The following is a 19,875-nucleotide window of genomic DNA, read 5'->3' as shown; positions in this document are numbered from 1 at the left end:
GAGTTTACGATAGCGAGACGCAACCGTAACCATTCTATTGGAAGCCCTCCGGGATGGTAGATATGAGCGGTCGTCCCGCAGATGACGAAAACGACGGCGAGGGCCTCAACGGAGAGACACATGCGAGTCAAAATGAAGACGAAATGCCGTTATCTCCCGACAGATCGGCTGAAACGGCCGATGAAGATTCGTCGAAGAACCTATCTGAGTCGGGGAAAAAAGCGTTATTCGACCGATACGAGTCTCTCACGCTGTTTCGCGTTGTTGGTGCAATTACACTCCTTGCGATAGTGTTGCGACTCGTCGCACTGGGGGCACGAGCCGCACACTGGGACGAAGCACGGGTCGCGTACTGGTCGTACTTCTATACTGACACTGGGGCGTCTGCCTACCATTATGAAGAGCACGGACCACTCGCACAGCTCGCTGCAGCACGAATGTTCGAGTTCTTTGGTGTCAATGACTTCACAGCGCGCTTGCCTGTCGCAGTTGTCGGAGGAGTCCTGCCACTTAGCGCGACCCTCTACCGGAAGCATCTTCGGCGTACCGAAACCGTCGCCCTCGCTGTCTTGCTTGCTTTGAACCCAGTTCTCCTCTACTACTCACGGTTCATGCGAAGTGACGTGCTCGTCGCCGCATTCATGTTTACCGCGTTCGGACTGTTGGTTCGTTTCTACGACACGCGAAAGGTCCGGTACCTCCTTGTTGCCGGTGTCGTCTTCGGGCTTGGATTTGGCTCGAAAGAAAACGCTATCATCTATCTACTCACCTGGGGAGGTGCTCTTGGGGTGCTTGCTGACCAGTATCTCCACCGTCCAGCAAGCGAAACCACTGGACTCGACCACGTAACCGAGCGGTTTGGCACGTACTGGAACAGTTTGAAGGCAGCTGCGTATCGTATAGATTATGCAATCGCTGGGTTCCTCTCATTTGTCGCAACTCTGGTCGTCGTGTTTGCGCCCCGCGGTCAAGGAAAGGAAAGGCGATTCAACCCAACTACTGACGCTGACCCGGTTACACTTAAAGATGCAGTCGGCAGCCCGGGACAGGTCCCCACATTGGTCGACGAAACACTCAACGAAGCGTACAGCGGGTATATCGAATGGTTTGCACAGTCCGAGGGAACAACACTGGACACCTACATTTCTTTTCTCGGAGATTATGTCACCATTCTCATCGAATACGCGCCGCTTATGACTGCCTTTGCCCTCTTGGGAATTATTTTCGAGAGATACGCGAGCGAGCACTCACGGGCGCTCATCATGTTCATGTCCTATTGTGGGGTTGCATCACTGGTCGGGTATCCGCTGGGCTCGCATATTCAGGGTGACTCAGGATGGCTCTCAGTACACGTTATTATCCCGCTGCTCGTCCCTGCGTCTGTCGGTGTTGCATGGACGTATGACCGGATCCGTGAGCTGGTAGCCAAGAGGTCAGTTAATCCAGTTGTTGTGGTTGCGGTTCTCGTCTTGTTGGTCGGGGTCTGGGGATGGGCTATTCCAGCGCAGGCAGTGTATCTCAACGATACAGCAGACGATAACGAACTTGTACAGTACGCTCAGCCAGCCTCAGACCTTGGGCCGCTCATTGAGAGCATGGAGGAGGTTGCTGCTGAGAACCAAGGAACAGACGTGATGCTCTACTACGGTGAGAAAAATCAAAGCTACGAGGATGGTGAAGCACTAGTACATCGTAACATCAGTCGCAGCTTCGCTGGTGACTGGCAGGTCGAGCCGACATGCTCGGTATGGGGCGAATCACAGCCACTGAACTGGTATTTCTCGGTTACAGGCTCACAGGCAGACTGTGAACGGAGCCCGACGCAACTTGCATCGTCGGTCACTGATGGCGATATACCCATAGTTATCACTGTCCCTGGAGATTCGACTGTTCCAGAGAATGCCTTCGACGACTCGTATACTAAACAGTCGTACTACCTCCGAAACGTTGGCGAAGAAGTAGTTGTCTACACCCAACAGTCTACTGACCAATCGTAGCCATTCGTCTGTAGCCAAGGCAAACAGGTACAGTCCAACCCTCATCATCAGTGCCTGTATTTAGTTAGCACAAGCGGAGCCGACCCGAATCCAGCAGAGAGAACACTGCCCGTCAGGTGTGTCAAACAGGTATTGAGAGGCCAAAATGCAGAGCAACTGTCCCAACTGTGGGGCCTCTTAGAAAAGATGACTGTTGTTCACGACTGAGCGTACAGACCAAAGGTCCGTCTGGGTATTCTTGTATAGGTACTTCCACTGGTGTTGTAACGTCTTTTTCGATTAGCGAAAGCCCGCTGTTATCTGGCGATACGTGTGGTTGGGGAGAGACAACGGCTATCTGAGTCACTGCCCGGGACTTCCCAGCAGTCTCCGTCGAAGCACAGGAGCTTCTTCCCGTGTTTTCGCCGAAACGTCAGTGGTTCTCCGAGAAACTCTGCACCGTACTCGATACTCTTGTCTTGCAGGAGTTTCGACAGGTCTAACATTGGACTTGAGTACGAGCCCCGAGCAGTTTCATCTGGGTTCGTCGACAAGAGCGAGCGGTCTGGATACGGCGCGACTCCAGCGGTGTCGAGGATTGTCTGGTAGATACGGCGTGTTTCGACCTGTCCGGTAATCCTCTCAGGAGCGTTTGACGGAAAATCGACGGCGAGGGGTACCGAGACGACCGGGTCAAAGACGCTGTGTTGGTGACCTACGAGACCGTTCTCTCCAAGATGTTCGCCATGGTCTGCAGTAACGATAACTAGTGCATCATCAGTCACACCGCGGTCGTTGAGACAACCGAGAAGGTCCCGAAGACGGTCATCAGCGGTCCGGACATCGGCGTCGTACAGTTGGCTCATGGCAGCCCGCTCTCCGGAACTCATTCCTTGCCCAGCATGTGTATGTTGCCAGCCGTTCCGTGAGACCGCGTCAACAGGAAGACCGTCGTCGACAAACTTGTCCCTGTACTCAGGAGCCGGCGACCGTGGGAGATGTGAATGGGGGAGGTTAACAAAAAGAAAGAATGGTTCGCTCGCGTTCTCAACAATTGATTCAACACGTTCGAGCAGGCCATAGGTCGGCGGTGAGGTGGTGCCCGTTTTGGGTCCACGGAACTGCCACCAGTTAAACGCTCGCTCCAGTGGTCGACGAATTGCGGGGGTTGCAGTGATTCGGTTCACCGCTGACCCCGTGTACTGGATGACCGACTCGGGAACACTCATGCGACGGCCAGTATAGAACTCGTCAAACCCAGTCCCAAATCCCGTTGCCGGGCGAATGTATACATTTGGACAAACTGCATACGTTTCGTATCCTGTCGTGGCGAGCCGGGCCGGGAGTGGATTCGTTGCCCGTAAAACTGGACGGACAGTCGTTGCGCCATGTGTGGTCGGATACTCGCCGGTAAATAGCGACGCGTGGCTTGGTACGGACCACGATGACTGCGAGACCGCATCCTCGAAAAGCGTCCCCTTCTTCGCAAACTCGTCGAACGCAGGTGTCGTTTCTCGGTCGTATCCATAAGCTGAAACCCGGTCACGGCGAACGGTGTCGAGAACGAATAAGACGACAGTAGGCTGCTTGTTCATCCTGTCATCAGAGGATAGCGTCTAGTATCTCGTCCGCACCGTGGCGGACAGGGTCTGTCGCCGGGACACCGATTTGTTCGCTGTAGCGTGCGATTGTTGGGTCAGCTTCTATTTCGTCCATCCCGCTCGTGTTGATGACGCCAGCATCAACCGTCGCATCCGTTATCGGCGCGGCTACGTCTTCATACAACTGGACGTACGTTTCGGGGCTCGGAACCTCGAACTCCGGATAGCCCCCGACAGTCTCTTTTCCGGCGACGTGACAGAGGACCATCGAATCGGGCTGTGCTCCGTGCAGAATCGACGTAGTAACTCCTGAATACGCTGGGTGTGCAAGTGACCCCTGCCCCTCGACAAACAAGATATCGTGGTCGCCAGCCTCGTTGATGAGTCGCTCTGTTGCGCCAGCAGCGAAATCGGAGATAACACGGTCAACAGCGATTCCCCACCCAGTTATCATGATTCCAGTCTGGCCAGTCGGGACAACCGCTGCATCGAGTCCGCGCTCGCGAGCCGCATTACGTAACTCGAATGAGGTCGTCATCTTGCCTGACGAACAATCTGTTCCCACCGTAAGGACAACGTCCCCGTCTACGTCCTTTGCATTACCATCGGCGACAGTGAGATCATCTGGTGGGTTGCGAACATCACGGAGTTCAACGTCGTGTTCGTCAGCAAGTGCCCCGAATTCATCGTCGTCAGAAAGGAAGTAGTGGAGACCGGCGACGATATCACAGCCGTGCTCAATTGCTGTCCGAATATCTGCTCGCCACGATTCCTCGAATCCGCCACCGATGGGAGCAACACCGATAATGAGAGCATCACACTCCGGCACTTCTGCCATCGTTTCGACGATTGGTGCGTCCTGTACATCTGGTATATAATCCGTAACGCGCTCACCAGCGTGCTCGCGGTCAAGGACACCGACGATTTCGTGGTCACTGTATCGAAGCACCCCGACCGCAGTCTTCGCTCGCTCAGGGAACTTCTCGTGGGCGAGGATTGCTACGCGCATACTCTGTGTCGCCACCCGGATACACTAAAAGGATACTGTTCTGTCGGCTCACACAGCTAATCTGTCCAGAAATTCCCGCGGTGCTGTTTCCGAACGCATTTTGTGCTGCCAGCCCGAGTGCTTTCTATGTCACCGACACCAGCAGACGTGCCAGTTGCTGAAACAATGCCAATGCTCGGACTCGGGACCTGGGAGAACGACAATCCTGACGAGTGTGCCAAGAGCGTACAGACTGCCCTTGAGATGGGGTATCGCCACATCGATACGGCCCAGATATACAAAAATGAAGATGCTGTCGGCGACGGCATCGAGCGTGCAGATGTTTCCCGCGACGATATCTTCCTTGCAACCAAGGTCTGGATTACGAACCTCTCGTACGAAGATGTCCTGTCCTCGACAGAAGAGAGTCTCGACAAGCTCGGTACAGAGTATCTCGACTTGCTGTACGTCCACTGGCCGGCGGGCGAGTACGACCCCTCGGAGACACTCCGTGCCTTCGATGAGCTCTACGACGATGGCGTCATCCGGAACGTCGGTGTCTCGAATTTCGAGCCAGACCACGTCGACGAAGCCAGAGAGCATCTCGATGCGCCGCTCTTTGCCAACCAGGTCGAAACGCATCCGTTCTTGCCACAGACAGCCCTGAGAGAGTACGCCGAGTCGACAGACCTCGAACTTGTCGCGTACTCACCACTCGCCCGGAGCGATGTCATTGGGAACGAAACACTCGCCAACATTGCTGACAGCCACGATGCAAGCGAGGCACAGGTTGCCCTTGCGTGGCTCCGTGCCAGAGGAGTTACGGCGATTCCAAAGGCGACAAGCACTGCCCATATTCGCGACAATTGGGAGAGTCTCGATATCACACTCAGCGACCAAGAGCTTGCAGAAATAGACGATATTACAACACGCAACCGCAAAGTGGACCCTGATTTCGGCCCGGACGCTTGGAGCTAAGGCGTCGACGGCAGAGTCCTGTCTTTTTCGGAAGCGTCAGGAAAGCATATACACGGGGCCGTCAAAAAATTGGGACATATGGCTGCCGGGAACGAACAGGGAACGTTGGGCGCAATCAAATATGATGTCCAACTGATGCATGAGACGTGGATGGAGATGTTTTTCCCCAGACAGCGGGGGGCAGCAGGAACTGTACTCGGCAAGTGGAAACCCGAGAACACCAGTGAAGTAATTAGTTATCGGCTCTGGTATGCGCTGGGTATTCCTATCATCAGCATCTTCTACCCGCTAGTATTGTTGGGATACTTCTTCAGATACCAAGCCCGAAAACTCAACATGACGGCTTCTCGTTTGGGCTTTTTCGGCGTGATACTGGTGTTTACACTTCTTTGGGGTGGCCTCACTGCCCTTGTCTATTTCCAGTTACAGGGAGTCTTACAGGAAGGTGCAGTTGTTGGGATCTCTGCCGCCAGTGCTGTTGCCGTCGTCGCCGCAGCGCTGTCGTATATCTTCTGGCAACTCGGTGGGCGGTTCATTACAGTCCTGTTTGCCTACCCGTTTGCGATGACTGCACTCTTCTTGCCGCCAGTTGTCGCAGCACTGTTCTGGGAGCCACTGGGTGAAATTATCATTGACCAAGGTGATGATTTGTTCCGCTGGGCATTCCAGACAGGGCCAGAAGCAATCACGGACCCTCTTGGCGAACGGTTCAACCGTCAAGAACACGACCACGCAATCATCTGGTTTGTTGTCTCGTTCCCGGTCGGTTGGGTGCTTGGCATCCTCGTCTCGTTGGCCGACCTCATCCGACCGAAAGGTGAGTAGCCAGTTCCTAAAATTATTTACACACTGAGTCCTCAAACTCAGCTATGGCACCAAGACTTAGTGTCCCAGCTTCAGGCGGTATCGTCGCAGCAATCATCGCTGCCGGGTTTCTCGGGTTGTGGATGATGGACGTGATGGGGCAGGATACGCTGTTTACGATGGTACTGCCATCGATGGTCGTCTTCGCAGCAATTACGTTTGCGCTCGGCGTTATTGCCGGTGAATCTCGCGCATCGAGTCTGTGATTTTACTTGCCGGAATCAGTTTTTCGCCGGTCTGCTCTGCTGTAACAACGCGCGTTGACGCTTCTAATTCCGTACCGTTCGCATTTTTGTTATCGACATGTGGCTGATTTTCGGGGATGACGACTGTGGCACCAACAGCAAACGGTGCAAGAATACCGGCGGTAAACGCTCCCGGTTCAGTCAGCGGTGCCTCCAACATCACAGTTGTGCCGGTGCTAATATCGTAAGACGACACTAGCTCTGAGACACTCATAAGCAACTCTTCATGTGTCCACGTTTCGTTGGCAAACCGAAGTGCTTCATCGTCGGGTGTCACCTGCTCCGGTGGTTCGATAGGATTCTCGCTCCAGACAGAGCGTTCGAAGTGGATAACCTCTGACGCCTCGGGTGGACCACCGTAGGCTAGATTGCGACACCCGGGTGCTGCCTCCATCTGCCACTGTGCCGGCGCGACGAGTGCCGGTGCGTCGACCGGTTCATCAGGGACAACATCGACAACTGCTCCGAGTATCATCCCGCCGAAGGCTGCAAGCAGCGGCTCTCCAGCGTCGAGTCCACCTAGCTCGTGTGACCGCGAGCTGCTGTCGGGCGATTTATCGCCGACAGATTTAGGTCCAATTGCGACAGCCAGTTCACCCATCGTATGGACGCCGTAATGCCCAAGAAGATTTCCTGCCTTCCAGATGTTCGTACAGAACTTATTGTAGCTGTACGGTGCTGCGCGCCCAGTGATATCAAGAGCTGTCCCCTCACGATTGCGACCGGCCCCAACAATATCTTTTAGCGTTTCGTACTCACTGACGTGGGATGTACCCATCTCAGAAGGTACTTTTGAGCCGGTCGAAAAAGCCTCTGTCGACCTCAACATCTTCGCCGCCTGCTTCGGCGTACGCTTCGAGCGCCTCTTGCTGTTCCTCGTTCAGGCTATCTGGGGTCACGACTTGCACCTGCACGTAGAGGTCGCCATGACCACGCCGCCGCAGGCGTGGAATACCTTTCCCGCTGAGACGGAATGTCTCGCCACTCTGGGTTCCGTCGTCAATATCAAACTCAACCGGTCCGTCGAACGTCTCTACTTCGAGCGTATCGCCGAAGACAGCCTGTGGGAACGAAATCGGTTTTCGCATTTTGAGGTCGTTACCGTCACGCTCGAAGTCAGGATGGTCACTGACAGAGATTTCAACATGGAGGTCTCCTTTTCGCGCGCCCTGTTCACCGGGTGCACCTTCGCCGTCCATTCGGAGCGTCTGTCCGCTGCGGATACCGGGCGGGATTTCGACTTGGAGCGTTGCCTCATTGCGTACGATGCCATCACCTCGACAGCTCGAACAAGTCTCCTCATAAAGGGTGCCTTGTCCCTCACAGCGACGACAAGTCGAGCGCTGTTGCATCCGGCCAAAGGCAGTCTGTTGGACCTGTGTCACCTGTCCGCTACCGTTACATTCCGGACATGTCTGGGAGTCCGCACTCGGCGGATGCCCACGCCCGCTACAGTCGCCACACTCTTCGGGACGGGCGACAGTGATTTCTTTTTCGGCACCGTGATATGCGGTTTCGAGGTCGACCGTGAGAGATGTTTTGAGGTCACGGCCGCTCTGTGGTCGACTTCGTGACTGGCCGCCGCCACCGAAGAACTGGTCGAAGATATCCTGCACGTCGTTGAACGAGCCACCACCACCGAACGGGTCGCCGCCGCCTCCCTGCCGTCTCCCACCACCGACGCCGCCGCGCTTTTGGGCTTCAGAGAACCGCTCGTGACCCATCTGGTCGTACTGGCGGCGCTTTTCATCATCTGTCAGTACCTCTTTTGCCTTCTTGGCTTTCTTGAACTTCTCCTCTGCGTCGGGTTCGTCACTCACGTCCGGGTGATATTTACGGACAGCATTGCGGTACGCCTCCTCTATTTCGTCTTCGGAAGCGTCCTGGGATACGCCAAGGATATCGTAGAAGTCCTCGCTCATCTGTTATCCCCAATTACTTTGTTCTCATACAAAAGCCACTCCCTTCGATTTCGCCGCTACTGTAGACCCTCGAAAAGAAGACCGAACCCCCTTACAGGCCAGTGAATTAGCCTACCTTACTCGCTTGTGGCCGATGCTGTCCACTCGTTGAAGACGGGGGATTAGCGCCTGTAGTCAGCTAAAATCGCAGGTGTGACGTCGAGCTTGGACTCCCATCATCATCATCGTCGGTGTCACCCCCGCCCCAGAGGAAGTCGACGCTGTCATCAGTCAGGTACACCTGTCCGTCATCAACATCGATAGCAATCTCTGAGAGCGTGGTGCCCGTAGCAGGACCATTATCACACTCTCCAGAACAGGAGTCAAAGACCGAACCGTGCTTCGGACAGACGACACCGCCATCCCGCATTACAACCCCAACCTCATCACGATAGAGGGGTTGCTGTTCATGCGTACAGGTGTTGATATAGGCGTTTACTTTCTGACTGCTATCCTCGCAAGGCACAAGCATGACCTCCTGATTGATGTCGTGAGCGTCACGAACCGTAAACAGCCACGCCCCGTCTTCTTCAACCGTGTCGACACTGGTCAACCGATGCCGATCTGTCATATCTCGGGTTACGAACTCTCGGGTATAATTCTCTCGAAGTCTGTTCTAAAACAGCTACCGATTATAATGTGGTTTTCATACGAAATCTTTCAAAAACCGATTGCAGCAAGCCTTTACATGAGTTCACAGCCATCAACAGAACATGGTTTCAGATAGCTATGTCCGCGTTACAGACGTTGAATCACTCGAATCAGATGGCCGACAACTAGTGTCGCCACATGGAAATGCAGTCGTCCTATTCCATCACGATGACGATGTGTACGCGGTCGACAATCGGTGTCCACACATGGGGTTTCCGCTCTCGAAAGGGAGCGTTGAGGATGGTATCGTGACATGCCACTGGCATCACGCCCGGTTCGAGCTATCCTGTGGAGATACGTTCGACATCTGGGCCGATGACGTACAGACCTATCCAACAGCGATTCAGGATGGCGATGTTTACCTCGACCCTGACCCTGAACGTACTGTTTCTCCTGCAACGCACTGGCGAAACCGTCTCGTCGACGGCTTAGCAGAGAACATCCCGCTTGTCATGGCGAAAGCTGTTCTCAATCTCGACACCCACGACGAAGGGTTCTCGACACCGTTGTCGACAACCGTAGATTTCGGGATAAACTACCGTGCTGCGGGCTGGGGACGCGGGCTGACGACACTTGGGACGATGGCGAATCTTTACGACTGGGTTGACCACGACCAGAAAAGACGCGCTATGTATATCGGCACACAGGAGGTCGCAGACAACGTTTCCGGCTCTCCCGCCCGGTTTGACCAGTACGCCCTAGACAATGAGGAGCTAACGAAGCAACGGCTTAAATCGTGGTTTCAAGAAAACTGTGAGGTCAGAGACAGCAATGGGGCAGAACGAATTATAAGAACTGCAGCAGCGACCCTGCCACGGGCAGATATCATCGAAATACTGGTCGCGACAGCGACGGACCATCTGTACCTCAACAACAGCCACACACTCGATTTCATCAACAAAGCCTGTGAAACGCTTGACCATGTCGGCTGGGAGAAGGCTCCCGACGTGCTTGGGGCGACCGTCGAGCAGTTGACTGAGGCAAGTCGAGCTGAGGAACAATCGTCGTGGCGGCAACCAGTCGATGTTGCGACGCTTGTCTTCGACGCTCACGAACGACTTCCCGACCTCGTCGCCACAGGCGACACCAGCACCTGGAGTCAGCCCGACGAGTTTGTTGACAGACTTCTGTCGGACGACCCCGAAGCGATCATCGACCACCTCTGTGATGCCATCGCCGACGGTGCGACAGCACCACAGCTAACCGACGCTGTGGCCACGGCAGCAACACGACGAGTTGCCCAGTTTGCCACAAGCAACGAGTTCAACGACTGGGATACAGTTCACCATACGTTCAGCTACGCAAACGCTGCACACGAACTTGCACGTCGGACTGAAGCCACAGAAGCCTACCGCCCGGCTTTTGATGGGGCAATAAGCGTCTATCTCAACCGCTTCCTCAACGAGCCGGCGGCACCGATTCCCGAACCCACCCAGACAGAGCGTCCCCCAGAAGAGATTCGAACTGAGCTACTCAATGCATTTGACCGTCAAGGCGCAGTCGATGAGGCGGGACGACTCGTTACCGAGCACTTTGTGGCTGGTGGCACCGCAAAAAAGCTTATCCAGACACTCGGAGAGGGGTTGTTACGCGAGGACCCACAGTTCCATACACTTCAAAACGTCGAGGGTGCGGTTCGCCGGTTCCAGCGGGCAGACACTGAGCGACAAAAACGTCTACCATTGGTTGGGACTGCTCGGTATATGTCTGCACACTTTCCGACACGGCGCTCCTCAGAGCAGACGTTTGAGATCGCTCGCCGTCTCCATCGTGGAGATCAACTGCACGGAAGCGAGTGAACTCTTTTGGCGTCTGTACGGTATAGATAGGCGGCATGTTCACTCGACAGCGTGAAAACATTCTTGCAAACATCGCTACAAGAGTTGGTATGGCAGCAAAGTTCCCGACACTCGACATTTCGGTCGAGTCACTTTCCCCGACTGCATTTAAGCGGCGACTCGACGACGGTGAGGAGTGGACAATGGTAGATACACGCCGGGAAGCAGACTTCCAAGCGTGGAAGCTCACTCACGAGAATCTCACGGTAGTCAACGTTCCATTTACCGAGTTTCTCGACGCAGATGAAACAAAACCAGCAGCAAGCGTGCCAGCAAGGGTTCCAGACGGCCCACTCGTGACGTGCTGTGCAAAAGGTATCTCCAGTCTGTACGTTGGAAAGTTTCTTGCCCGCGAGGGATGGGACGTGCTCGCGCTTGAGGAGGGGATGGAAGGCTGGGCACGGCTCGAAGAGATTCGGCCCGTTGAGACAGCCGGAGACGTTACTGTTGTCCAATTCCATCGCCCGTCGAGTAACTGCCTTGCGTACCTGCTGGTCTCCGGAGACGAAGCCGCAGTTATCGACCCACTTCGTGCATTTGCCTCTGACTACGTTGCCGAGGCCCGCAAGCGTGATGCGACTGTTCAGTATGCCATCGAAACGCACGTTCATGCGGACCACGTAAGCGGTGTGCGAGCGGTCGCAGAGTTGAGTGACTGTCGTTCTGTCTTCCCTGCAAAAGCAACGGAGCGTGGCCTCTCGTTCGACGCAACGTTGATTGAAGCAGGCGAAACAGTCTCTCTTGGCAGCGAGACAATTGAAGCCGTCGGCCTACCCGGTCATACGACAGAAATGACCGGCTACCGGTTTGGCGGTGTGTTTGTGACCGGGGATACACTATTCCTTGACAGCGTTGCTCGGCCTGACCTCGAAGATGAGGACGCTGCCAGAGAAGCAGCAGCACACCTCTGGGAATCCCTCCAACGAGTCGAGACGCTGCCTGACGAGATGCGAATCGCACCAGCCCACGTCAGTGCCCGGACTGCCCCTGAAAGCGATGGAACGTTTACCGCAACGTTGGGGTCATTGCGTGAGGGACTCGGAGTGTTCGGAGACGACAAACAGGAGTTCATCGACCGGATGGTGACGGACCTACCGCCGCGGCCAAACAATTACGAACAAATAATTGACATCAATCTCGGCCGAGAGTCCGTTTCGGATGAAAAAGCGTTTGAGTTGGAACTCGGGCCAAACAACTGTGCTGTCGATAGCTGATAACAATCTCTCTTGAGAGTGAGCCGTGGTCGTGTGACGTATCCTGAGGGCCGGGAATTACTCCCGTCGGAGGGCTTCAATTGGGTCGACGCGTGCGGCGCGATAGGCCGGATAGGACCCCGAGAGGACGCCGACAAAGATACCGACAGCGACTGCAATCAGTATCCAAGTAGTGGGATAGGCCATCGGCCAGCCGGCAACTGAAATTCCAATGTAGCCAATTCCGAGACCAGTAATCACACCGAGAGCAGCACCGACCGCGCCGAGAATAATGGACTCGACGAGGAACAACTGGATAATATCACGCTTGCGTGCACCGACAGCTTTCATGATGCCGATTTCCCGCGTCCGTTCGGTGACGCTTACAATCATAATGTTCGCAATCCCGATAGACCCAACAATCAGCGAAATTCCGGCAATTCCGCCAAGGAGAATCGCTATCTGGTCGACAATCTGCTGGAATTGCTCAATTGCATCCTCGGTGGTCTGTGCTTCGATGGTCTGTTCATCGCCTTTCAGTGCTCTCGCATCTGAGTCACCATCGAAGTATCCCTGTATATCTTTTTTGACCTGGTCTACTTGGTCCAAACTCTCCGCGTTCACCAAAAGGTACGAAAAGGCTCGTTCTTCGGCTCCGCGTGGTGTTTGGACGGTGGTCTCATAGTGCTGGAGGTCGACGTGTACCCGTGGGGGAATTCCGTTTCCGGTGTCATCGTTAACGATACCGGTAACGGTGACTGTTTGAGATGGCTTATTGCGGAAATCAAGCTCTACCTCGTCACCGACGCTGACGTCGCCGTCGTAGAGTTTGACAAAGTTTTCGTTCACGACAGCTTGGTCCATTGCACCCTTTTCAAATGGTTCTCCTGCAGTCATCTCGAAGAGGTCTGCTCGGAACCGGTCAGGATTCGTTGCAGTGACGCTGAATGTGGACCCAGCGCCACCGCCCGTCACTGTTTTACCCTGATGCGAGAGTTGGACGACTTGTAAGCTCCCGTCCGGAGCAACCCAATCGACACCGTCAATCTCCCCGATTGCTTCCATATCATGCTCCGTGTAGATCTTATTTTGCGCGGTCCCCTGCCCAAAATTGCTTTCTGTGGTGGTTATAACCTGTATCGAAGTAGATTCTTCACCCTCGAACTCACCGATGATATCTTTCTCAAAGCCACCCCCGAGAACCATGAAGACGATAACCGCACCGATACCGAGGATAATACCCAGCGTCGTCAGCGTCGACCGAAGCTTATGCCCAGTAATGGACCGCCAACTGATGCGAAAGCTCTCTGCAATCTTCATGCAGTCTCACTCCCTTGGACTGGCGGGTTCTCAGTGACGTGCTCGATTTCTTCAATCTGTCCGTCAACGAGGTGGATAATGCGATCGGCGTGTTCAGCGATGTGGCGTTCGTGAGTGACCATCAAAATGGTACTGCCGTCGTCGTGGAGTTCGGCAAACAACTCCATGATTTCGCTGCCCGTTTCCGTGTCGAGATTTCCAGTGGGTTCGTCGGCAAGAATCACTGACGGCTCGTTGACGAGTGCCCGCGCAATCGCGACACGCTGGCGTTGGCCCCCCGATAATTCTGGTGGCGTGTGGTCTAAGCGGTCCCCAAGACCAACGCGAGCCAACAGTGTCTTCGCCCGGTCGCGTCGACTTTCACCGACAACGTTCTGGAACACCATCGGCAACGTCACATTCTCGGCTGCGGTCAACCGTGGCAGCAAGTTGAACTGCTGGAAAATAAATCCGAGTTCGCTTCCCCGCAGTCGTGCCCGCTTGCCGTCCGAAAGCGCTCCCACGTCCTGCCCGTTGACTGTGACTGTCCCATCATCCGGAGTATCAAGACAGCCCACCATATTCATCAACGTGCTCTTGCCAGAACCAGACGGTCCCATCACAGCCGTAAACGACCCCTCTGGCAGCGAAAGTGAGACCTCATCTAATGCGTGCACCGGCTCCCCCAGATAATACGTCCGCTGTACTCCGCTAAATCTGACAGTCGCATCAGTGTCTCCGACTTTGTTCTTTCGGTGTGTTGGTTCTGCCTGTGACATCAGTAGGTTGGTTTTCTTTTGACACTCTGGTTATCTCTCTCACTGAACAAACGATTGAACCGCTCACGGCCTGAATGAACGCTGGTTGCTCGATAACTTATCCGAGGCCTTCGAATCCGGAAACAGAGTTGGTGTCTGTGGGTCGGCAGCCGATATCTGTTGACCATCTGGGTCTGTTGCATCGTTATCTATACAGAATACGGCCACGACCCTTTCTGTCTTTGCTAGCTATCAAGAATAGACGAACCGGAACCCTCTAGTCATACAGACAAACACCAATATCAGAAGCGTTTAGCGAATGTGAGAACCGTCAAGTCCTTATTCAAAGTAGCAGTAGCATAGAAAGTGACACCGGAGGTAAAACGGACTGACCCAGACGGAATCGACTACGGTTGGATTATGCAGGTGACGTTTATCACCAGTATCATCGCCGGGGCCCCGCTAGTCACTCTCCTCTCGGTCGGTGCAGACCTCCAGACGTGGCCCGAGCGGGCGCGGTTTGCACTCGGTGTCGGATCTGTTATCTGGTTTGCCATCGCTTCCGGGCTCTACATCTACGCTCGCCGAAAGCAGGAGTGAAGACTCTGTCAGTAGCTAGTATCGAGATGCGTTTTGACGTATCTAAAGTCGAGTCCCGCGCGGTCGGCAGCGAGTTCATCTCTTTCGGAGTCTCCGATGAAGAGTACATTCTTCGAAGAAACGCCAAGCTCGCCGAGCGTTTCTAGTAACGGTTCCGGAGCTGGTTTTTTGCTCCCCACCGTATCGCGGCCCACAACTGCGTCGATGTGGCCTGCGATATCGTGTTCATCAAGCGCGAGACGACAGGCTGACTCACAGTTTAGTGAACAGATGCCTGTTGGAACAGTATGGGGAAGCCCCGCTGCCGTTTCGAGGAGCGTCGAGGTGCGTGCGCCATCGTGTTCGTGACGCGCAAGCTCACGTTCGACGATATGCTCGAACCCGTCAGCGCCACCTCGCTCCAGTAACTCCCAGAGGTTCTGGTTTTGAGTGTCAACATTGTGTTCTTGTAAAGCGACAGCAACGTCATGTCTCGCAGCCTCCCAGTCCACATCAAGCTGGACGAGCGTCCCATCAAGGTCGTAGACAACAGCATCGTACGAATCCATGTATCAGAGAGACAGGTGGGCAGTCACTCTTCAACCAGATTGAGATCGAGGAACTTTTCGATGGCTGCGACAACACTGCCGCCGACACCAGCCTGCGTGGCTCGGCCCTGCTCGAGCGCAAGCACATCACCGTCGTCGACTCCCAGCTCGCCCGCAAGCTCTTCAAGCTGGTAGCCAGCTTCCTGTCGGGCGGAGGTGATTACTTCATCGTAGTCTGAGATGAGGTAGGGGAGCTGGTCGTCGTCATAATCAGCACCACTTTCCCAGTGAGATGAATCCTGTTTGGCAGCGTCGTGCATCTTCGCCATGTTCTGTGCGGCTTCCTTCGAGCGGTTTCGCTGATCATCACCGTCATTTTCTGTGGCGGTGTTGTCGTCGTGTTGGGCGCAGTTTCCACACACTTCAAGTTGTGCTCCGGCTACATTCGCTGTTCGTAGCTCTGCATCTGAAGCCCCACAGAGTTCACAACTTCCCGCGGAACCACTCTCACTGCTACCTGTCGAATACTTGGCCATGCGAACGCTAGACGATTCGCCCTATTTAACTCTTCTATGCTGTCTCAGTAGCGATAGCTAGACACCGACAGCGTCCATTGGGGCACGACCCGTGTAAGGTAATCACATCACGAGTCGCAAACGAAAGTGCTTTTATCCACCGCCGGAGAGAATATGATGCAGGGCGTGGGTAGCCAAGCCAGGCCAACGGCGCAGCGTTGAGGGCGCTGTCCTGTAGAGGTCCGCCGGTTCGAATCCGGTCCCACGCACTTTCTTCGGTCGCTTTACTATCGTACTGAGTTGTATCAGTAGGAAACGCGCTCTGGCCGTTCTCTGGACAGTTGAACAATCCGTAGAGGCCTCAATACTGCTGTGCTAAGGCTTGTGCGCGGTTGCGTATTGTATCGGCGTCGACGGTCGTATGGCTCCCATCGTAGCGGATGTGACCATCAATCATGGTAAATTCGACATCGTCACCGTGGGCCGAAAACACCAAATGAGACAGTGGGTCGTAAATTGGCGTCGCCCGCGATGTCGCGGTAGAGATTCCGATAATATCTGCTTTCCAGCCTTCGTGGAGCATCCCCACAGTCTCAAAGCCAGCCATCTGTGCACCGTTTCGGGTTGCCATCTCGAAGATAGCACTCGCCGGTAGCGCAGTTGAGTCCAGCGTATCGACTTTTGCAAGTAGACTTGCCTGCCGCATCTCGGTAAACGGGTCGAGCGTATTGTTACATGGTGGCCCGTCATTCCCGAGGCCGACAGTGATGCCACGCTCGCGATAGGCTTCAATCGGCGCGACACCGCTTGCAAGCTTCATATTCGCTGAGGGACAGTGGACAACGTTTGTGTCAGTCTCTGCTAGCAGGTCGCGCTCGTGTTCGGTCGTCCAAACGCAGTGTGCAAGTAGCACGTCCGGACCAGTCAACCCGACTTCGTGGAGCCATTCAATATTCTCTCGCCCGGTTTCCTCACGGACAGTCGCACACTCGCCACGGTTCTCGCTCGCGTGTGTGTGTAATCGCACTCCTTTGTACTCGTCCGCAAGCTCTCGTGCCCCTCGAAGACACTCCTCTGAACAGGTGACGGCAAATCGAGGCGTCACGGCGTATCTAATTCGGTCCTCGAACGCGCCGTGATACTGTTCGATGAGGCGTTCAGACTCTTGTAAGCCCGCCACAGTCTTTTCTAGTAGTCCTTCGGGGGACTCTTTGTCCATTAACACTTTACCGAGCCGTCCACGGATTCCGACGGTCCCAGCGGCCTCAAAAGCCGTCTCGGCGTGGTTCACAGAAAGATGGTCAACCACTGTTGTCACACCGCTCTCAATACATTCGAGATAGCCAAGCAGCGCCGCTACCTCCATCGCTTCAGCGTCCATCGACGCCTCCATCGGAAGAACGTGGTCGAACAACCAGTCAAGCAGTTCTTCGTCGTCGGCGAGACCGCGCCCCAGACTCTGAACGCTGTGGATGTGTGCCCCAACCATTCCCGGAGCAAGAATATCAAACTCGCGGTGTTCATGACCGGGATAACGATCAAGCGCCTCGGTCCGCGCCCCAAGAAAGATGATTTCATTGTCTGCAGTGACGACGGCCCCGTCATCGAGAACAGTTTCCGAATCGGCAATGACCGTTCCAGAGAGTAACATCATTTTGCCTATGTGGCCCAGAATGTAGTAGTTGGGGGACTACAATCGAGTTACGTAGTCTCGTCGCTGCTGAGAAACGAGTGATAGTTCGCGTGTTCGTTCGCAATCGCTTGAATCTCAGAGGTTCCCAGTATGCCACGTTCAGTTACGAACGTATCGACATACGACGGTGGTGTTCGTTCGAACGTTGGATTGCGAACTTCGAGAGTCGATGACTCGCAGCCTATCTCAGCCCCATCTCTTGGGTCTGGGTCAAACGCAGTGCTTGGGGATATCTTGTCGCTGGCGGCAACAACAATCAGAGAAATATTGTGTCGGGTGGCGGACAGTGCGGCCGGGAACGTTCCAACTTTGTTGACGACAGCGCCATCCGAGAGTATCGAATCCGCGCCTACGAGGACCGTCTCCGCACCCCAGTCTGACAACTGCCCCGGAAACGCCGCATCACTTGTTACAACAACCAGTCGGTTCGGTTGAATCTGCTTGGCAGCGCTGACTCCTTCGCCACCCGGGCGAGACTCGGCGACGAGAACTGCGTTCGGGTCGCCGTCGGTCAGCGCACGGAGAACAGTTTCTGACCGTGAGAGTGTGGCTACTCGTTGGTTCTCTATTCGGTCTCCTGCTCGCAAAGCTGCCTCCGCATCTGCTGTGAGTGCCCGGGTTATCGCTTTGGTGGCTCGCGTGATCGTTTGCTCTGGCTTCAGGGAATCGAGGTCAGCCACTACTCGGCCGATCCGGTTCGACACTGCGGTCATCGAGGGCCGTACCGTGGCAAGTTTCCGTGCAACCTCCTCGATGGTGTCAAACTCGCTTTCATCTCGGACAAGCAGTGCTGCCTCGTCACGCAGAACTTCGAGTGCGCGTATCGAAAGCGTCGCTGACCCCGACTCTGTGTCTCTTTTGATTGAGCTGATAGTTGGTCTAACACGAGTGTATGCCCGCCAGAGAAGACCTTGCTCTCGCTGTCGGAGTGCAGTTGGTGGAACCCACTCTGACTGGGGAGGTCTATCATCGAGATAGTTGAACAGAAGTGGATAGATCTGAGATGGCCTCTCTGCGTGGTGGTGCTCGTGAGTCCTTTCGGCGGTGGATGTCCGCTGCATGTGGCCGATCCCTTTGCGATTCTCGATTATGCTTCCCTCCCGCACGAGCATGACCTGACATGACTGGATTTCTGTTTCAGACTCGATAGCAGACGTGGCGCTCTCAGCTGAACACCCTTTTAGATAGGGGACAGGCACCTCCTCAGAAGAGTCGATTGGCGCGGAGAGAAGCACCTCTCCGTCGTGACGGATGAAAGAAAGAACGACAGGCGTCGGTTGCATACACTCTTTTCGGTGTGACGAGTAAAGAAGCCATCTCCCGGTGCACGTCAGCGCTGGCGTTCGACAACAAAGTACGCAAGACTTTCGAGATACTCGACTGTCTCCTTGTTGTCGACCTTTGCTGCTTCGAGCGCTTCGAGGGCACGGTCGGTCTCTTTGCGAGCGCGCTCGTTTGCCTCCTCGGTCGAAAGTCCAGTGACTTCGACGATTGACGGGCGTTCCTTTGTTGCGTCGTGTTGGGTTGGCTTTCCGAGCGTTTCGGCGTCGGCGGTCGCATCAAGCACGTCATCACGTATCTGGAAGGCGACGCCGACTCGCTCGGCGTACTGTCCGAAGGCTTCAACGGTGTATGGATCTGCGTCGGCGGCAATCGCCCCGAGTTCAGCAGAGGCTCGGAATAATGCACCTGTCTTGCGCCGAGCTAGCTTCATGTACGCTGTCTCGGAGTCAGGTTTGTCAGCTATCTCTGTCGCTTCGCCCCCTCCCAGCTCTGCCATTGCTTCAGTCACAGCTTGCATCGCTTCAGGCTCTTTAGTAAACAGGGCAAGAGCCTCACCAATCAGTCCGTTGGATGCGATAATCGCGCTGGGGTGGCCATAGGCCGCCCAGGCAGAGTCGGTTCCACGCCTGAGCTCTGATTCATCAATGATATCATCGATAACAAGCGAAGCGCTGTGGATGAGTTCGATGCCAGCGGCAAAATCCATCGCGTTGTCGATGTCGCCGTCGAGTACATCACAGATGAGTAGCGTGATGTTCGGTCGGACGCGCTTCCCGCCTGAGAAAACCACGTGCTCTACTTGGTCACGAAGCTCGGGCGGCTCGACCGCCGCGAGGGCCGTCTCGAGGCGTTGCTCGATTCGGTCCTGGTGGCGGGTCACGTTCTCCATCACCTTCGCGTAAGG

General features: G+C 55.0%; 19 protein-coding genes and 1 tRNA gene. 8 read left to right on the top strand and 12 right to left on the bottom strand.

The features are described from left to right. Nucleotides 1-62 precede the first annotated feature (62 nt). On the top strand, nt 63-1,997 hold the full coding sequence (locus N5098_RS07600) for a flippase activity-associated protein Agl23 (RefSeq protein ID WP_267637164.1): 1,935 nt from the start codon (nt 63-65) through the stop codon (nt 1,995-1,997). A gap of 296 nt (nt 1,998-2,293) precedes the next feature. Here N5098_RS07600 and N5098_RS07595 read toward each other — a convergent pair whose 3' ends face one another. Both N5098_RS07595 and N5098_RS07590 read right to left on the bottom strand, forming a co-directional pair. Further along, nucleotides 2,294-3,571 (bottom strand): sulfatase, encoded by a 1,278-nt coding sequence (locus tag N5098_RS07595; protein WP_267637162.1) that lies wholly within the window; start codon nt 3,569-3,571, stop codon nt 2,294-2,296. A 7-nt stretch (nt 3,572-3,578) separates the two neighbouring features. Continuing rightward, entirely contained in the window at nt 3,579-4,586 is a 1,008-nt protein-coding gene (locus N5098_RS07590; RefSeq protein WP_267637161.1) for an N-acetyltransferase DgcN family protein, read from the bottom strand. A 165-nt stretch (nt 4,587-4,751) separates the two neighbouring features. Between N5098_RS07590 and N5098_RS07585 the strand changes: the two genes are divergently transcribed. The 3 genes from N5098_RS07585 to N5098_RS07575 all read left to right on the top strand — a co-directional run bounded on the left by N5098_RS07585 (nt 4,752) and on the right by N5098_RS07575 (nt 6,613). Then, a complete protein-coding gene (locus tag N5098_RS07585) occupies nt 4,752-5,543 on the top strand; it encodes an aldo/keto reductase (protein WP_267637525.1) in 792 nt (263 codons plus the stop codon). Nucleotides 5,544-5,621: 78 nt separating this feature from the next. Beyond that, complete coding sequence (locus N5098_RS07580) at nt 5,622-6,368, top strand: hypothetical protein (RefSeq protein WP_267637160.1); 747 nt, start codon at nt 5,622-5,624, stop codon at nt 6,366-6,368. Nucleotides 6,369-6,412: 44 nt separating this feature from the next. Further along, nucleotides 6,413-6,613 carry a DUF7333 family protein gene (locus tag N5098_RS07575; protein ID WP_267637159.1) on the top strand — a complete coding sequence of 67 codons (201 nt, stop codon included), beginning with the start codon at nt 6,413-6,415 and terminating at the stop codon, nt 6,611-6,613. Here the strand turns inward: N5098_RS07575 and N5098_RS07570 are convergent. The 3 genes from N5098_RS07570 to N5098_RS07560 form a co-directional block, all read right to left on the bottom strand. Beyond that, a complete protein-coding gene (locus tag N5098_RS07570) occupies nt 6,579-7,430 on the bottom strand; it encodes a hypothetical protein (RefSeq protein ID WP_267637157.1) in 852 nt (283 codons plus the stop codon). The two genes, N5098_RS07575 and N5098_RS07570, sit on opposite strands and share 35 nt — an antisense overlap. 1 nt (nt 7,431) lies before the next feature. Then, nucleotides 7,432-8,574 carry a molecular chaperone DnaJ gene (gene dnaJ, locus N5098_RS07565; RefSeq protein ID WP_267637155.1) on the bottom strand — a complete coding sequence of 381 codons (1,143 nt, stop codon included), beginning with the start codon at nt 8,572-8,574 and terminating at the stop codon, nt 7,432-7,434. A 178-nt stretch (nt 8,575-8,752) separates the two neighbouring features. Beyond that, entirely contained in the window at nt 8,753-9,184 is a 432-nt protein-coding gene (locus N5098_RS07560) for a Rieske (2Fe-2S) protein (protein WP_267637154.1), read from the bottom strand. Nucleotides 9,185-9,326: 142 nt separating this feature from the next. Here N5098_RS07560 and N5098_RS07555 point away from each other — a divergent pair, with 142 nt between their 5' ends. Further along, complete coding sequence (locus N5098_RS07555) at nt 9,327-11,063, top strand: Rieske (2Fe-2S) protein (RefSeq protein ID WP_267637153.1); 1,737 nt, start codon at nt 9,327-9,329, stop codon at nt 11,061-11,063. 89 nt (nt 11,064-11,152) lie between these two features. Beyond that, nucleotides 11,153-12,316: an MBL fold metallo-hydrolase gene (locus tag N5098_RS07550; protein WP_267637152.1), complete on the top strand. Its 1,164-nt coding sequence runs from the start codon at nt 11,153-11,155 to the stop codon at nt 12,314-12,316. Nucleotides 12,317-12,373: 57 nt separating this feature from the next. On the opposite strand, the gene N5098_RS07545 is transcribed toward N5098_RS07550, so the two are convergent. Together N5098_RS07545 and N5098_RS07540 are read right to left on the bottom strand one after the other, a co-directional pair. Next, entirely contained in the window at nt 12,374-13,615 is a 1,242-nt protein-coding gene (locus N5098_RS07545) for an ABC transporter permease (RefSeq protein WP_267637151.1), read from the bottom strand. Beyond that, on the bottom strand, nt 13,612-14,373 hold the full coding sequence (locus tag N5098_RS07540) for an ABC transporter ATP-binding protein (RefSeq protein ID WP_267637150.1): 762 nt from the start codon (nt 14,371-14,373) through the stop codon (nt 13,612-13,614). The genes N5098_RS07545 and N5098_RS07540 overlap by 4 nt, the downstream gene beginning before the upstream one ends. A gap of 345 nt (nt 14,374-14,718) precedes the next feature. On the opposite strand from N5098_RS07540, the gene N5098_RS07535 reads away from it, so the two are divergent. After that, nucleotides 14,719-14,952 (top strand): DUF5822 domain-containing protein, encoded by a 234-nt coding sequence (locus tag N5098_RS07535; protein WP_368408002.1) that lies wholly within the window; start codon nt 14,719-14,721, stop codon nt 14,950-14,952. A gap of 8 nt (nt 14,953-14,960) precedes the next feature. On the opposite strand, the gene N5098_RS07530 is transcribed toward N5098_RS07535, so the two are convergent. Both N5098_RS07530 and N5098_RS07525 read right to left on the bottom strand, forming a co-directional pair. Further along, the gene (locus N5098_RS07530) at nt 14,961-15,500 is read right to left on the bottom strand and encodes an HAD family hydrolase (protein ID WP_267637148.1); all 540 of its coding nucleotides are present in this window, start codon (nt 15,498-15,500) and stop codon (nt 14,961-14,963) included. 23 nt (nt 15,501-15,523) lie between these two features. Continuing rightward, nucleotides 15,524-16,015, bottom strand: a complete 492-nt coding sequence (locus N5098_RS07525) for a helix-turn-helix domain-containing protein (protein WP_267637147.1) — start codon at nt 16,013-16,015, stop codon at nt 15,524-15,526. A gap of 163 nt (nt 16,016-16,178) precedes the next feature. On the opposite strand from N5098_RS07525, the gene N5098_RS07520 reads away from it, so the two are divergent. After that, nucleotides 16,179-16,263, top strand: a tRNA-Leu gene (locus N5098_RS07520). A gap of 92 nt (nt 16,264-16,355) precedes the next feature. On the opposite strand, the gene N5098_RS07515 is transcribed toward N5098_RS07520, so the two are convergent. From N5098_RS07515 to N5098_RS07505, 3 genes are read right to left on the bottom strand one after another with little or no spacing between them, the layout of a single operon-like run. Continuing rightward, nucleotides 16,356-17,645, bottom strand: a complete 1,290-nt coding sequence (locus tag N5098_RS07515) for a 5'-deoxyadenosine deaminase (RefSeq protein ID WP_267637146.1) — start codon at nt 17,643-17,645, stop codon at nt 16,356-16,358. Nucleotides 17,646-17,695: 50 nt separating this feature from the next. Beyond that, nucleotides 17,696-18,970 (bottom strand): eIF2B alpha/beta/delta subunit family protein, encoded by a 1,275-nt coding sequence (locus N5098_RS07510; protein ID WP_267637144.1) that lies wholly within the window; start codon nt 18,968-18,970, stop codon nt 17,696-17,698. A gap of 47 nt (nt 18,971-19,017) precedes the next feature. Then, a complete protein-coding gene (locus tag N5098_RS07505; protein ID WP_267637143.1) occupies nt 19,018-19,860 on the bottom strand; it encodes a polyprenyl synthetase family protein in 843 nt (280 codons plus the stop codon). Nucleotides 19,861-19,875 lie beyond the last annotated feature (15 nt).

The organism is Halovenus rubra (assembly GCF_026586665.1).
Lineage (GTDB): Archaea > Halobacteriota > Halobacteria > Halobacteriales > Haloarculaceae > Halovenus > Halovenus rubra.
This window is presented reverse-complemented; position numbering and strand designations above follow the sequence as displayed.

Excerpts from the sequence above, each read along its gene's own strand:
- N5098_RS07530 (WP_267637148.1), bottom strand. The coding sequence starts at position 15,500 with ATGGATTCGTACGATGCTGTTGTCTACGACCTTGATGGGACGCTCGTC.
- N5098_RS07510 (WP_267637144.1), bottom strand. The coding sequence starts at position 18,970 with ATGCAACCGACGCCTGTCGTTCTTTCTTTCATCCGTCACGACGGAGAG.
- N5098_RS07505 (WP_267637143.1), bottom strand. The coding sequence starts at position 19,860 with ATGGAGAACGTGACCCGCCACCAGGACCGAATCGAGCAACGCCTCGAG.
- N5098_RS07575 (WP_267637159.1), top strand. The coding sequence starts at position 6,413 with ATGGCACCAAGACTTAGTGTCCCAGCTTCAGGCGGTATCGTCGCAGCA.
- N5098_RS07525 (WP_267637147.1), bottom strand. The coding sequence starts at position 16,015 with ATGGCCAAGTATTCGACAGGTAGCAGTGAGAGTGGTTCCGCGGGAAGT.
- N5098_RS07540 (WP_267637150.1), bottom strand. The coding sequence starts at position 14,373 with ATGTCACAGGCAGAACCAACACACCGAAAGAACAAAGTCGGAGACACT.
- dnaJ (WP_267637155.1), bottom strand. The coding sequence starts at position 8,574 with ATGAGCGAGGACTTCTACGATATCCTTGGCGTATCCCAGGACGCTTCC.
- N5098_RS07590 (WP_267637161.1), bottom strand. The coding sequence starts at position 4,586 with ATGCGCGTAGCAATCCTCGCCCACGAGAAGTTCCCTGAGCGAGCGAAG.
- N5098_RS07555 (WP_267637153.1), top strand. The coding sequence starts at position 9,327 with ATGGTTTCAGATAGCTATGTCCGCGTTACAGACGTTGAATCACTCGAA.
- N5098_RS07560 (WP_267637154.1), bottom strand. The coding sequence starts at position 9,184 with ATGACAGATCGGCATCGGTTGACCAGTGTCGACACGGTTGAAGAAGAC.
- N5098_RS07600 (WP_267637164.1), top strand. The coding sequence starts at position 63 with ATGAGCGGTCGTCCCGCAGATGACGAAAACGACGGCGAGGGCCTCAAC.
- N5098_RS07570 (WP_267637157.1), bottom strand. The coding sequence starts at position 7,430 with ATGGGTACATCCCACGTCAGTGAGTACGAAACGCTAAAAGATATTGTT.
- N5098_RS07515 (WP_267637146.1), bottom strand. The coding sequence starts at position 17,645 with ATGTTACTCTCTGGAACGGTCATTGCCGATTCGGAAACTGTTCTCGAT.
- N5098_RS07595 (WP_267637162.1), bottom strand. The coding sequence starts at position 3,571 with ATGAACAAGCAGCCTACTGTCGTCTTATTCGTTCTCGACACCGTTCGC.
- N5098_RS07550 (WP_267637152.1), top strand. The coding sequence starts at position 11,153 with ATGGCAGCAAAGTTCCCGACACTCGACATTTCGGTCGAGTCACTTTCC.
- N5098_RS07585 (WP_267637525.1), top strand. The coding sequence starts at position 4,752 with ATGCCAATGCTCGGACTCGGGACCTGGGAGAACGACAATCCTGACGAG.
- N5098_RS07545 (WP_267637151.1), bottom strand. The coding sequence starts at position 13,615 with ATGAAGATTGCAGAGAGCTTTCGCATCAGTTGGCGGTCCATTACTGGG.
- N5098_RS07580 (WP_267637160.1), top strand. The coding sequence starts at position 5,622 with ATGGCTGCCGGGAACGAACAGGGAACGTTGGGCGCAATCAAATATGAT.